Source organism: Ruminococcus intestinalis (assembly GCF_014288065.1).
In the GTDB taxonomy this organism is placed as follows: Bacteria; Bacillota; Clostridia; order Oscillospirales; family Acutalibacteraceae; genus Ruminococcoides; species Ruminococcoides intestinale_A.
Genome location: NZ_JACOPS010000001.1, coordinates 40,525 through 53,508 on the forward strand (window position 1 = coordinate 40,525; position 12,984 = coordinate 53,508).

The following is a 12,984-nucleotide window of genomic DNA, read 5'->3' on the forward strand; positions in this document are numbered from 1 at the left end:
GAGTGAAATTTATGTTAAGGAAAGCAAAACAGATTATTTCTATTATACTTTCTATAGCAATAGTATTTAGCATTTCTTCTGCAATACCTTTTTCTGCAAGTGTTTTGACTTATGTTGTGGAGGAGGGTTCAGAAGTTTTACCTGAGGATTATTCAAATATTTTGTCAAGTTATTCTCCTGAAGCTTTCGGTACTCCGAAAACTTCATTTGTAAATAAATTGTCAAATGGAAATTATCAAGTAGTAGTGTATAGCGATTTATTGTATATTATGACTTATAATTCAAAGTTTTCTTTGTTATCAACCCAAACTATTGAGCTTGAACTCCCATTATGGGGTGGATATTATTGCGGAGAGAATTATAATTATGTAGTTTGCGGTCAATCTTATGATACATCTTTGGACAAGGGGGGCGATGTATACAGAATTATTAAATACGATAAAAATTTTAAAAAAATAGTGGGGTTATCACTTAACGGAGCTGAAACTTATACAAAGAGACCTTTTGATTCTGGAAATGTTTCGATAGCGGAGAACGGCAATTCGCTTGTAGTATATACAAGTAGATTGCGTCTTGATGGGCATCAGTCAAATATGACAATAAAAGTTAATACAGATAATATGACTGAATATAGTTGTATGTCTGATTTTTGGGCTACAGAATATATGTATCCTTATAAACATGTGAGTCATTCGCTTAGGCAAATAGTTAAATTCGATGGTGATTATCCTGTTTATGTCGACTTAAGTGATGGATATCCTGAACGTTCAGTGTATTTGCAGTCTTACTATGGTTCTCAACCTTTATTGAAAATTTCGGGTGACATTGGTGATAATGTGACAAATGCAGAGGTATCAGGTATGGAAATTTCACCAACAAATTATCTCGTTGTGGGCTCTTCTATGAATAATGAAATGAACAATATTTTTCTATCAAGCTACAATAAGTCTTTAAATACTTCAGAATGTGAATGGCTGACTGCTTCTAGTACATTTTATGCAGAAGGCTATGGCAATCCTAAAATAGTTAAAATAAATGATGATAGATTTGCAGTTATGTGGTCAGCTTCAAAAGGACCTTCCGTTCAATATGTTATTGTAGATGGAAAAGGTGCTGTTATTAGCAATCTTAAGAACCTTAATTTTGCCTATTTGTCGGATTGTGAGCCGATTTATGATAATAACAGAATTATTCTTGTTAATATTTTTGATGGAAAGGTGAACTTTGACCTTATAAATGATTTGGCAACAGGCGGATCATATTATATTAATCATGATAACATAAAAAGCTCTGAAAACGCATGGAACGGAATATCTGATGTGTCTTGGTATTCTGATGGTAAAAAAAGTTTTGATATTACTACTTCTGAGCAGCTTTCAGGATTGGCTCAACTTGTAAACGAAGGAAATACATTTAAGAATAAAACGGTAAATCTTAAGAATGATATATATATTAATAAAAATGCTTTTTCTTATGTTAACAAATGGACACCAATTGGAAACACCGAGCAAAAATGTTTTGATGGCACATTCAATGGTAATGGATTCAGCATTTATAATATGTATGTGCCCGAGGAAAATTCAGGTGGCTTGTTTGGGTATATTGGCGAAAATGGTATAATTAAAGCACTTAACATATCGCAGGGTACATTTCAATACGGTGGATGTGTAGCCAATGATAATAAAGGGATAATTATGTTTTGCAACAGTAAATCTTTAGTTTATGGCTATGATTTGTTCTCAACAGGGGCTATTTGTAATAGAAACAGCAATTTAGTTTACGGATGCAAAAACTATGGCACAGTAGATGGAAGCGATACAGGAGGAATTGTAGGCAATAATAATACAGGAGGGACCATTAGTGCTTGTAATAATACAGGTATTGCTATGGCAACAGGTTCTGTAGGTGGAATTGCCGGGTATAATTATGCTTGGATATATGATTGTTATAATACCGGGCTGGTTACAGGTGGTTTTGGGTTGAATAAGGCATCTTGGGTTGCAGGAATTGTACCGGAAAATCATTCAAGATCAAATGAAGAAGGAATATCCAATTGTTATAATGTAGGTAGTATTTCGCAGGCTGATATTTTAAAAAGTGCAATATCTCGTGGTGAATTTAAAAATTGTTTTACAAATATTCAGCCCGGAGTTAACAATGGAAATGCAACAGTGTTATCTAACGCGGAACTTATTGACAGTTCATTTGTAGAAAAACTTAACAGCGACAGTAATTCTATTCTTCCCGGTTGGATAGAGGACAGTATAAAAATTAATAACGGTATGCCAATAACGATTGCTGACTATAATGCTTATGTCAGGACCTATAAAATGATTCCTGAAATGTGGGCAATCGGGGATATCAGTATGCTTAATGATATTAATAGTGAATGCGTTTATTCCTTTTGGCTATACTTTTGCGATGTAGTTCCTGAAGTTGAAGTGGAAAATTCTGACATTGCTGAGATTATAAGTGATATATCAATTAATGGCGGAAAAATTATTATAAAACCAAAAAGTAAAGGCACAACAAACATTATAATCAACTTTAAGGAAACCGAAAATAATTGCAGTTTTACATATAAGTTGCCTATTACAATTAATGGATATATTTCTATTGGGGATGTAAATACCGATAGTCAGGTAAATGCAAAAGACCGTATGACGCTCACACGCTATCTTGCAAAGTGGATAGGATATGAAAACATTGATATGACCGCCGCAGATGTAAACAATGATGGTGATGTAAACGCAAAGGATCGTATGATTCTTACTCGTCATATTGCAAAATGGCAAGGCTATGAAAATTTACCATACACAAGTTAATAGTATTTATTTTATAAAAATTAGGATGTTAACTATTTTTCAACATTTGTTTGAGCTTTTTTAAAATTCTCTTGCGTTTCTTTTGAACAGCACTTTCTGTCATACCGAGCAGAAGTGCTGTTTTATTGTATGAAAGCTTTTCTGTTGTTTCAAATGTGTCAAAGTTGATTCCTGTTGTAAGTTCAAGCAATTTGCGCTCTATCGTGGATAGCGATTGAATAGCTTCTTTTATTTGTTTAGATTTGTAGTTGTTAAAGACAATATCCTCGGATGCGGTAATATCCTCTATTTCAAAAGATTCTCTGTTTCCAGAATATTTTGTTGCTAACGCTGCTTCTATATACTCAATGACAGTATTCTCTGAAATATGTAGTTGTTTGGATATTTCTTTTAAAATTTCATCAAACGGCTTTGTATCTTTCATTTTGAAGTACAATGACGTTACTTTACGGAGATTGTTATGTGCGTTTTTACTTTCAATTTTTGTAATACCGCAGTCTGTACGAACATATTCTAACCACGCTTTGTGAGTTTTATATTTCATAATTTGCAGAAGAGGGAGTTTTTCGTCTGCTGAATATCTTTGCAATTCGTCCCACAGTAGAGAAACAAAAATTTGTTTTAAATCAGGTAACCTGTATTCTTCAATATGGTTGCATTTTATAAACTCGGCAGCTTTTCTGTTAAGTATAGGCTCATAGAAATGCAGAAATTCATTAAAATATTTACTATCGTTTGTTTTCAGGTACTGTATAAAATAATCATTGAAATCATCAAGTCTATTTGGTTCGTAACCTAACTGATACATATGCAGGTTTTCATTTTGCATTTGCTCACCGCCTATTCTTTCATTGCTTCCTCGTAAATCTTTTCTAAATTCATTTCGTCTTCGTAGTTATTTTCAGCATAGTCAAAATCAAACTGTGCTCGCTCAAATTTCATATCGATAATCTTTTTAGCCTTGGATGATACAGCTTTACTGTATTTGCCGAGGCTTTTATTTTGGCGTATTGAGCTGTATCGCCTGTTCCAGAGAACATAATACGGACTGTCGGATTTTTTCTGCTTTTTCATTTTGCGTTTTGTAATTTCAGGGTGCTTTGCAACATAGGAACAAGGCACACCGTATTCCTTATTTACCGTACTGCAATAAAGCTGCTTGTGTGCTGTAGTCATAAGAAAATATTTGTTGCAGACTCCGCACTTCCATATGTAGTGACCTTGCGAAAGTGCCTCAAAAAACTCCGTCACAAAGAAATCCATCATTCTGCTGAAATACATTCGTCTTATAATTTTGTACTTACCATTTTCAATTTTTATCGTAGGAACAGCAGATTGAATCGGTTTAAGGTTGAATCCGTCCATTATCATTGCCGCAGGATTGCTTGCTGCTAAGTTCATTTGTACTTCTTCGTTCTCGAAAAACTCACAAGTGAATTTAGCAATGTTATCTTTCTGTCGTGAATCTTCTTTTATAAAATTCTCTACATAGTTAATTATCATTGTGTCGAAGTTAGCGGTATCAACGCCGATATATGAATATGCTCTCAAAACATTTTCAGCGGTCTTTGATTTATTCTCTATTTCTTCAAGCCTTGCAATTTCGTTTCTTTCTGTTCTTCCGTAATTGATTTTTAGATGCTTCAAAAGATACTCGTAATCATCAAGTGCATCTTTACCAAACAATTTTGAAACAGTCGTTCTTGATTTTTCAATATCAAAATATTTAAAAGGCTCAAGTGATTGCATATAGTCAATCATTTTATTTATGTCAGCAAATATATCCATAAATAATTTTCTGCTGTAACCGTTTAATTTAAGTTCCTGCCAATGACGATTTATCTTACCGCTGTGAATCAGTAGATTGGTTGCGAACTTCTTTGGAAGATTGGCAATGCAGTTGCTTATATATCCAAGCGGTAGTTTCTCGTTGTTTAAAATTATATTCTTTTCATCAAAATCTACTGCGAAATAATCAATAGTTGTGATTTTATTTTCGTACCTTTCAATATAGCTCAATTCTCTCACCTAAAAAGTATTATATAACTGAACCGGCAATATCACAATATACTAAGAAATAATTTTACTCTGTCACGGGAATTTCTGTGATTTTAAAAAACTTTGACATTTATATATTAGAGGACAAAGGAGAGTGATGAAAATATGCTTGTAACCAGTGACAGGAGGATAGTTTAAATTTTCTATCAGGTGGTTCAATATTTCTATTACAACTAACAAGAGTTACATAACAAAACTCAAGTAAAGATATTATCAACTGCAGAGGAAGAAGAAGGGAGAAAAAATTTTTGAATGATACAATGGTACAGCACAAGGATTTCTTTATAGTCAGCAATAAAATATTTGATTTTAATTTGCCCGCAAATACAATTGCAGTTTACTGCTGTCTACTTATGTTTGCCGACAGAGAAAAGCTCAGTTGTTTTCCATCGCTGAGAATGATTTGCGAGAAGTGTCATCTGACAAAGAATACTGTAATCAAATGCTTGAGATCACTTGAAAAAATTGGGTTAGTCCAAGTGAAGTTAAGAAAGAGATGGAACAATTCTAACAGCAGTAATATGTACTACTTATTTGATCCTTCTGTTGTGAATTCATAGTGTAATAAAAAGTGACGATAGATACAACGAGAGTACCGTTTTCTTATTCATTTATCGTTGCAAGGCAGTTGTTTCGCCGTCGTTGCCGATTTGTGCGATTATTTTGCAGAGGGCGAGAAAGTACCCGTCTTCAAGTAAAAATCGCAATTGGGGCGAATTTACGGCAGAATTGAAAGTTTATTTTCAGTAGCAGAGGTTGGGGCTACATTTCCCGGACTTGTCCGGGGCAAGCAGAGCGCCCGGCTGTCCGCCAAACGCATAAAGTCGGGCGGAAGCCCGGACCCACTTTAACACGGAGGTGCATAAAAATAGAAAAACGTAAGAGAAATCAAACCTTAAGTATCAGATTAACTCAATCTGAAAAGTCTGCAATCTATAAAATGTCAAAGAAAGCTCAGCTGACATTGACTGAGTATATTTTGAAATCTTCATTAAAAAGTGAAATCAAAGTAGTTGATTTACAACCGTTGCTTGTTGAGCTAAAAAGGATTGGCAACAACCTGAATCAGATAACGAGAAAGATAAACAGCGGTGCTTTTAATTCATACAACTTTAGTGAAATGATTGCTATGCAAAGAAAAATCTATGATGCAATCATAAAACTGTCGGAGGAAAAGTAATGGCGACCGTGACATATATTCGTGAGTCAAAACAATCAATCAGTGCGATGAAAGGTGGTATAGATTACTGCTTTCAAGATAAAAAAGTCTATGATGAGATTTCAAATCAAAGACTTGTCAGCGGAATTAACTGTGACGGTGAAAATGCATTCAAAGAGTTTATGGCTACTAAAAAGTCATACGGTAAAACTGACGGTATGAATTTCTATCAGTATGTTCAGTCTTTCTCACCCGAAGAAAATATCACTCCGCAACAAGCTCATGAGATAGCTATAGAGTTTGCCGAAAAAGCGTGGACAGGATATGAAGTTTTAGTTGCAACACATTGCGATGCACAGCATATTCATTCTCACTTCGTAATCAACTCAGTCAGCTTTGAAAACGGCAAAAAGCTTCGTCAGAATCCAAACACACTCAAATCGTTACGGGCATTGAGCGATGAAATTTGCAGACAGCATAATCTTTCGACTCTTGAACCTTACAGCAAGGACGGTATGAAAATCTCTACAAGAGAATACCGCACGGCAGTCAAAGGTCAGAGTTGGAAATTCAAACTGATGAATGACATAGACAAAGCTATGAACATAAGCGGAGGCAAGGAAGATTTCATAAACGCAATGTCGATTATGGGTTATTCGGTGACTTGGACAGACGACAGGAAATACATCACCTATCAATGTCCTAACAAAATGAAATGCAGAGATATTAAACTGCACAACGATAAATATTTGAAAGGAAGTATGAAAAATGAATTCAGATACAGGCAAGAACAATATTTTGGAAAGTCTAAAACAGAGGAACAGCAACTCGCTGACAGCGATAGAACTACTGTCAGGAGAAACGAAAGTGATTTCTATTCCGTCACAGGTCAAAGAGGAAGAACTCAATCTGTTGAGAACGGCAATAACATTTCAGCCGGAGCTATACAACCGAATTTCAAACATTCCAAATGCAGAACAGATGACAGATTATCTGAAACAGATTTTAGAAATCGAACAGGAGTATATGGAAACAAGCTTGAAGAATTGTCAGACGGAGCTGAAGAAAGTTTCGGAACAGATCCTGAAAGAAATCAGGTCGGTGCAAACTCAGATGACGAAAACTATCGAACAGGCTGGGAAGAGTCAAGAAGAGTTTTTGAACAATACCTTGCGACAAGGTCGGGAGTTGGAATCGGCAATAGCGTCACAAGTAAAGAAGTCAACTCTGCTGACAACCTTAAAATGGATAGCAATAACCGTGCTGTCCTCGGCAGTATCAACTCTCTTGCTGAATCACTTTCTCGGATAATTGATGATGAATCGGAAGATGAAGAAGAACGCAGAAAGAGAATTGTAGCCGAACAAAACGGCAGTGATATTGGTACTTTACTTGGACTTACCGCCGGATTGATTACAGGTGCAATATCAAAAGAAGAAAATATTGAATATGAAGATGAAGAAATTGATGACAGTCCGACTATGCAAATGTAGTTGGAGAAAGGAGCATTTAATGGAGAAAAACAATAATACATTTTCAGAAGAACATAACCTTACGAGCCTTGCTTTTAAACGCAGGCATATATGTAAAATGAATGTAGTTGAAATTGATAACACATCTTATTGTGTGCAGGATATATTTCCTATAGCGGACGTGCAAAAACATAATACCGTATCAGATAAAATAAAGTATCTTGTTTCAGGTGAAAAACCTGAATAAAAGTCTGGATATTCAAGCCGAATAGGAATATTGTGTAGTCGTAATCCTATTCGGTTTGATTTGATAGAGTTGATAACACTCGGAAAGGAATGAAATATGTTGAACACAAATTCAAACCAACAGTTAATTACAGCACTTTACTGCCGCCTTTCACAGGAAGATGAATTGCAGGGAGAGTCAAACAGCATAAGAAATCAGAAAGCACTTCTTGAAAAATATGCGTTGGATAACGGATTCCATAACTGCCGATTTTATATTGACGACGGTTATTCAGGGGTTGATTTTGTTGAGGTAAGATAACGATACCTTTTTTGCAGAGGGTGTTATCTTACCTCTTTTTGATGTATGTTAGATAGCATAACTCTTTACGTCGGCTCCTATCTGTCTGAAATAGGAGATACTTTCAGTAGGCTTGTCGCCTGTATCAACTCTGCCGACAAAGCTATAAAAGATTTCGATTTTGCGGGTGTTCGTTTCCTTATCCAGTTCGTGAATAAGAATACGGTCAATAAATTCATGGACGTTTTCGTAGGTCAGTTCTTCAATCGCTGTGTATCTGCGTACCAGTGCGACAAACCTTTTTACGTCCGCGCTGCGCTCGGTGGCGTTGTCGATTTCCTGTGACAGCTCCGCAATCCTCCGGGTCAGCGTCTTTTTTTCTTCATCATAGCCGGAAGTCAGAAAAGCAAATTGTTCATCTGAAAGTTTCCCTAAAGCGTTGTCCTCGTAGAGCTTGCGGAATAAGATGTTCAGCTCGTTAATACGGTTCTGCGCCTTGTCAAGTTCTTTCCGCTGCTGTGTCAGCGTCTTTTGTACTGCCTTTGCGCTGCACTCGTTGGCGGTTTCGATAAACTCCTGTTCATGCTCTTTCACATAAGACGTTACTCGCTGCAAGTCTGCAAGGACAAGTTCTTTCAATACGCTTTTGCGGATATAATGCGTAGTGCAGAGCATATCATTTCTTGCCCGGTTGCGGTAGTTGCCGCAAGTGTAGGCGTGTTTCCGTTCAAGCGTCCCGGCTCCGCGTACTGCATACATTTTGTAGCCGCAGTCCCCACAAAAGAGCAGCCCGGAAAACAGGTCAATTTCATCAACCTTTGTCGGGCGTTGCCGGGTGGCAATCCGCTTCTGTGCAAGTTCAAAGGTTTCTTCATCAATCAAAGGTTCGTGAGTGTTGGGGAAGAAATACCTTTTTTCCTCCGGGTTCTTTTTCGTCTTTTTCGACTTATAAGATACCTTGTAGGTTTTCCCGGTTATGGTATGCCCTAAATACTCTTTCCTTGTCAGAATGTCGTACAGTGTCTTATCCGGCCAGTTGTACCATGCGTTGAGCTGTGGGCGGGGGTGGCGTTTGCTCCCTGTCCTGCGGTAGCGCAGTTCCCCGACGGTCAATATCTCATTGTCCCGCAGCCAGTTCTGGATTTCACACATACGGTCGCCCCGTACATACATTGCAAAAATCTGTTTTACGACGTGTGCCGTTTCCGGGTCGGGTATCAGATGATTGCGGTTATCCGGGTCGATAAGGTAGCCGTAAGGAGCTTCGCCGTTGACGCGCTCGCCTTTCTGTGCCTTTGCCTGTTTGACAGCCCGGATTTTCTTTGAGGTGTCGCGGGCGTAAAACTCGTTGAACCAGTTCCGCAGAGGGGTAAACTCGTTATCTTCCCTCGCTGTGTCTACACCGTCGTTAATGGCAATGTAGCGCACTTCGTATTCGGGGAAAACAATCTCTATCAGTTCGCCGGTTTTCAGATAATTACGTCCCAGACGGGAAAGGTCTTTTGTTATGACGGTCGCCACGTTCCCGGCTTCAACCTCATGCAGCATGGCTTGAAGCCCCTCACGCTCAAAGCTCACGCCGGAAAATCCGTCGTCTACAAAAAAGCGTGTGTTGAAAAAGTGGTGTTCGTCAGCATACTTTTGTAAAATCAGTTTTTGGTTCTGTATGCTTTCGCTTTCCCCGGCTTGCATATCTTCCTGGCTCAATCTGCAATATAAAGCGGTAATCTTGTCTGTCTGTAACATTTTGTCCTCCTTTCCGACGACAGACAAGCATGGTATTTGTACTGTCTATATTATACCACATACCGCTGCCTGTGTCATGTATAAAATGTGAAGAAACGCCCTATTTCCGGGCGTTTGCGGGGTTCAGCTCCATGTCCTTGCGAATGAGCTTCTTTATCTTTTTATCCAGTGTGTCCGTTGCGCGTTCACTTGCGGACGAACATACAAGGTAAGTAACTTTTCCGATTTTATGCTCCGTTGTGGTAACGGGCGTCTGGTTTTGCGTCAAAGAAAATCCCCCTTTCTTTCGCAAACATATAATACAGTCTATGAATAGCAGCAAGTCCACTATTCAAGAAAACAAAGGCTTTAATCGGACGGTTATTAGCATAACCTCATGGGAATTTCACCCCGGCATGGTTCTCATGCAGCCCTACCCATTGCCTGCGACGCTCTTAACGCTCGGACTGTGGCTGTAAGGAAGTATCATTGTATATTTTGCGTGTCGTCGCCCGCAAGCCGCTACACTTGCTTTCCGGCGCGGTGTTGGTCGCTCGGCTGTCCGGGCGGGGATAACCTCACCCGGATAGCGTCATGGCGCACCCACCGTATGGCTCGGCGCAAAAGGAACGTATCCGATTTGCCCTATGCTGCGCCGCCGTTATCTTGCGCCGCTTTCTTTGTCAAGGTTCAGAATGGCTTTGCTGCCGCGTCAGCAGCGGAACGGAAAAGGGGGAGAGAGAAAGCGTCCCGCCGCTGCGGTTTATTCCTCTGCCTTAAAGGTGAGGACAGCCATCATCAGTTTTGCTTGCAGCCGTTCCCGAATGTCGTGGTCTACGCCAAAATAGACGTTCCCGCGCTCGTCGTACAGCTTCCGCATGGAGAGGCGGGCTATGTAGCCGCTGAAATGCTGCAAGACAATCTTCATAGCGTCCGGGTCGCCCTTTGTCGCTGCCAAAATGACAGGATAGGGAACAAGGGCTTTTTCCGGGTAGCCGGGTTCGTTACCATTCGTCCCATTCATCAGCATTTTCCTCCAGATATTTTTTTAGCAGCTCAAAAGAGCTTGTCCGCCTGTACTGTATCGTGCTTCTCGACGTATCGAACAGCTCCGCAATCTCGGTGTCGTTCATTCCCTCGAAATAGTACAGGAGTACGGCTTTGCGCTTTTCTTCCGGCAAAGTACGGATTGCTTCAAGAAGCAGCTTCGGCGTGATTTTCTTCCCGGCTCTTTCAAAGGCGATTTCCCCTTTGAAATATTCATCAAAGGTATGAAGCTGCCGCGCTTCTTCTAAGGTCAAGTCGGAAAAGGTAATCTCCCTTGCCTTATGCCTGTGCAGCTCTTTGTGAGCGTCACACGCTTCATTGTGCAGTACCGTATTACAAAACTTCTGGAAAGCGCACTGTTTTATAAACTCCCTGCGATTAGGTTCCACATTCTCACCCCCTTTCTCGTTGGAAAGTTGGTGGTGCTTCCCCCTTTTCGCGGGGCAATACTGCCTTTTGAAAAAAACGCCGAAGATTTTCGGATTTTTTTCAAAAAATTTTTTGAGCAGCAAAATACGCCTGTCCGAAAAGCCCGGACAGACGTATAGGTATTGTAAGCGGTATTCAGATGATTAGACAGTTCATATTGATAGACGTAGTTTTCCCCGGCGGTGGTCGGGCTTTTTTTGATGTGTCAATGACCGTCGGATTTTGTCGATATGGTATGTGCTTCATGGCGGCTACCTCCTTTTAGCCGCCGCTTTTAACAGTGATACCGCGTCATTTCATTAGAAGATAAAAAGAAACGGCGGCTTTGGTTTTTCAAAGCTGCTGCGGAAATCAAAGAACGACAAGCAACAGTTCTGATTTTGCTCCAATATGGTTATTGGGGGCACAAATTAAATCAAAAAAGAGCCGATAACAGCAGTATTTCAAACTGCATATTATCGGCTCTGCGTCTGTGCGTCTGGCTCTTTTAATTAAATTATTTTTGTTGTTTTTTGGCTTTATTATATGTATTAGCTAACTGTCCACAAGCTGCTTTAATCTCTCTACCATGAGAAACTCTCATGGTAACTTCAAGTCCTGTTTGCTCTAATTGATGTTTGAACGCAACCATTTCTTGTTTTTGTGGTGCTCTAATTTTTGAATTACTCGTCGGGTTGTATTGCAGCACGTTAATCATAACATTTTTGCCCTTAAACCATTTTGCAAGTTGCCTTATATCTGAGGAACGGTCATTTATACCTGGTAAAAGCAAATACGCAAATACCACTTTTCGATTATGCCTTTGTGAATAGGACAATGCTTGCTTAACAACATCTTCAATAGCGTACATGTGCATATGAGGAATGATGCAGTTTCTCGCAGCCTGTGTTGCTGCATGTAAAGATATTGTCAACTGAATTTTTAGATGTTCTTCGCGCAATTTTTTTAATTGATTAACTGGACCAACTGTTGATACGGTAATGCCGTCGGTTGGAAAGTTAAGTCCATTTCTATCTCGAAGAATATGGATTGCTGCAATCAAGTTGTCGTAATTGAATAAAGGTTCTCCCATTCCCATAAAAACGATACGATTTACTTTTTGACGTATCAATATGACCTGTTGCACAATTTCAGATGGTGTTAGATTACGAACGAAACCATTGCGTCCGGACTCACAAAAAATACAGCCAACAGAACAACCAACTTGCGTACTTACGCAAACAGTCCCACCATCTCGCCGTTTAATAAAAACCGTTTCGATATACCTGTTGTCTTTCAATTCATAAACATACTTTTCAGTATCGCTACTTTTATAGACTTTTTTTGTTGATATTGATAGATTTTTTTTGTGAAATGGCTGTTTATACAATTCCGCATATAAGGCTCTTGCTTTATCCTCTCCAATTACTTCCGACATTTCTTTGTAAGTAAATCCGTATGGGTCATTCAATATTTCCGTAAGTGTACTTTTAGGTAAGTGTTTCATTTAATATCCTTCCTTTTGTTTTTCAGAGTTTTTGATTATGATTTCTAATTTTTCAACATCAATGATATGTGTTAATTTACATTTAGGGCAGAAAAGAGGAAAATTTCTTAATACCGTATTATAAAATACTTGAACCCTCGTCTTTCCGTTACAAATTGGACATTTTATCCAATATTTTTCAAGCATAATATTTCTCCTTTTGTGCAAAAAAATACAGGTCAATTCTCAACATGAGCATTGACCTGCATTTATACATA

General features: G+C 38.7%; 13 protein-coding genes and 1 pseudogene. 6 read left to right on the plus strand and 8 right to left on the minus strand.

The annotated features are described in order from the left end of the window. Positions 1 to 11: 11 nt before the first annotated feature. A complete protein-coding gene (locus H8R91_RS00185; RefSeq protein ID WP_186934426.1) occupies positions 12 to 2,825 on the plus strand; it encodes a dockerin type I domain-containing protein in 2,814 nt (937 codons plus the stop codon). 28 nt (positions 2,826 to 2,853) lie between these two features. Here the strand turns inward: H8R91_RS00185 and H8R91_RS00190 are convergent, their stop codons facing one another. Both H8R91_RS00190 and H8R91_RS11990 read right to left on the minus strand, forming a co-directional pair. Next, positions 2,854 to 3,654, minus strand: coding sequence for a hypothetical protein (locus H8R91_RS00190; RefSeq protein ID WP_186934427.1), 801 nt, complete (start codon positions 3,652 to 3,654; stop codon positions 2,854 to 2,856). Between the two features lie 11 nt (positions 3,655 to 3,665). Further along, a complete protein-coding gene (locus H8R91_RS11990; protein WP_243237664.1) occupies positions 3,666 to 4,844 on the minus strand; it encodes a DUF6076 domain-containing protein in 1,179 nt (392 codons plus the stop codon). Between the two features lie 299 nt (positions 4,845 to 5,143). Here H8R91_RS11990 and H8R91_RS12330 point away from each other — a divergent pair, with 299 nt between their 5' ends. The 5 genes and pseudogenes from H8R91_RS12330 to H8R91_RS00220 form a co-directional block, all read left to right on the plus strand. After that, positions 5,144 to 5,443: a helix-turn-helix domain-containing protein gene (locus H8R91_RS12330; RefSeq protein WP_366477108.1), complete on the plus strand. Its 300-nt coding sequence runs from the start codon at positions 5,144 to 5,146 to the stop codon at positions 5,441 to 5,443. Positions 5,444 to 5,751: 308 nt separating this feature from the next. After that, positions 5,752 to 6,063 (plus strand): plasmid mobilization protein, encoded by a 312-nt coding sequence (locus H8R91_RS00205; protein ID WP_436286323.1) that lies wholly within the window; start codon positions 5,752 to 5,754, stop codon positions 6,061 to 6,063. Continuing rightward, positions 6,063 to 7,535 (plus strand): relaxase/mobilization nuclease domain-containing protein, encoded by a 1,473-nt coding sequence (locus H8R91_RS00210; RefSeq protein ID WP_186934430.1) that lies wholly within the window; start codon positions 6,063 to 6,065, stop codon positions 7,533 to 7,535. Before H8R91_RS00205 ends, H8R91_RS00210 begins: the two co-directional genes overlap by 1 nt. A gap of 19 nt (positions 7,536 to 7,554) precedes the next feature. Beyond that, positions 7,555 to 7,761 carry a hypothetical protein gene (locus H8R91_RS00215; protein WP_186934431.1) on the plus strand — a complete coding sequence of 69 codons (207 nt, stop codon included), beginning with the start codon at positions 7,555 to 7,557 and terminating at the stop codon, positions 7,759 to 7,761. Between the two features lie 96 nt (positions 7,762 to 7,857). Then, positions 7,858 to 8,046 (plus strand): annotated as a pseudogene (locus tag H8R91_RS00220) (recombinase family protein); the annotation flags it as partial. A gap of 63 nt (positions 8,047 to 8,109) precedes the next feature. On the opposite strand, the gene H8R91_RS00225 reads toward H8R91_RS00220, so the two are convergent. The 6 genes from H8R91_RS00225 to H8R91_RS00250 form a co-directional block, all read right to left on the minus strand. Next, a complete protein-coding gene (locus H8R91_RS00225) occupies positions 8,110 to 9,786 on the minus strand; it encodes a recombinase family protein (RefSeq protein WP_002569190.1) in 1,677 nt (558 codons plus the stop codon). A gap of 100 nt (positions 9,787 to 9,886) precedes the next feature. Next, entirely contained in the window at positions 9,887 to 10,114 is a 228-nt protein-coding gene (locus H8R91_RS12235; RefSeq protein WP_004607973.1) for a transposon-encoded TnpW family protein, read from the minus strand. 414 nt (positions 10,115 to 10,528) lie between these two features. Continuing rightward, positions 10,529 to 10,789 (minus strand): helix-turn-helix domain-containing protein, encoded by a 261-nt coding sequence (locus tag H8R91_RS00235; RefSeq protein ID WP_002590583.1) that lies wholly within the window; start codon positions 10,787 to 10,789, stop codon positions 10,529 to 10,531. Then, complete coding sequence (locus H8R91_RS00240; protein WP_009255547.1) at positions 10,770 to 11,201, minus strand: RNA polymerase sigma factor; 432 nt, start codon at positions 11,199 to 11,201, stop codon at positions 10,770 to 10,772. Before H8R91_RS00240 ends, H8R91_RS00235 begins: the two co-directional genes overlap by 20 nt. Positions 11,202 to 11,737: 536 nt before the next feature. Beyond that, positions 11,738 to 12,727, minus strand: coding sequence for a 23S rRNA (adenine(2503)-C(2))-methyltransferase RlmN (gene rlmN, locus H8R91_RS00245; RefSeq protein ID WP_004607971.1), 990 nt, complete (start codon positions 12,725 to 12,727; stop codon positions 11,738 to 11,740). Then, the gene (locus H8R91_RS00250) at positions 12,728 to 12,913 is read right to left on the minus strand and encodes a cysteine-rich KTR domain-containing protein (protein WP_004607970.1); all 186 of its coding nucleotides are present in this window, start codon (positions 12,911 to 12,913) and stop codon (positions 12,728 to 12,730) included. Between the last annotated feature and the right edge of the window lie 71 nt (positions 12,914 to 12,984).

What these genes read in the sequence shown, in the direction of transcription:
- rlmN (WP_004607971.1), bottom strand. Translation starts at nt 12,727, where the DNA reads ATGAAACACTTACCTAAAAGTACACTTACGGAAATATTGAATGACCCA.
- H8R91_RS00235 (WP_002590583.1), bottom strand. Translation starts at nt 10,789, where the DNA reads ATGAATGGGACGAATGGTAACGAACCCGGCTACCCGGAAAAAGCCCTT.
- H8R91_RS00210 (WP_186934430.1), top strand. Translation starts at nt 6,063, where the DNA reads ATGGCGACCGTGACATATATTCGTGAGTCAAAACAATCAATCAGTGCG.
- H8R91_RS00190 (WP_186934427.1), bottom strand. Translation starts at nt 3,654, where the DNA reads ATGCAAAATGAAAACCTGCATATGTATCAGTTAGGTTACGAACCAAAT.
- H8R91_RS12330 (WP_366477108.1), top strand. Translation starts at nt 5,144, where the DNA reads ATGGTACAGCACAAGGATTTCTTTATAGTCAGCAATAAAATATTTGAT.
- H8R91_RS00185 (WP_186934426.1), top strand. Translation starts at nt 12, where the DNA reads ATGTTAAGGAAAGCAAAACAGATTATTTCTATTATACTTTCTATAGCA.
- H8R91_RS00250 (WP_004607970.1), bottom strand. Translation starts at nt 12,913, where the DNA reads ATGCTTGAAAAATATTGGATAAAATGTCCAATTTGTAACGGAAAGACG.
- H8R91_RS00225 (WP_002569190.1), bottom strand. Translation starts at nt 9,786, where the DNA reads ATGTTACAGACAGACAAGATTACCGCTTTATATTGCAGATTGAGCCAG.
- H8R91_RS00215 (WP_186934431.1), top strand. Translation starts at nt 7,555, where the DNA reads ATGGAGAAAAACAATAATACATTTTCAGAAGAACATAACCTTACGAGC.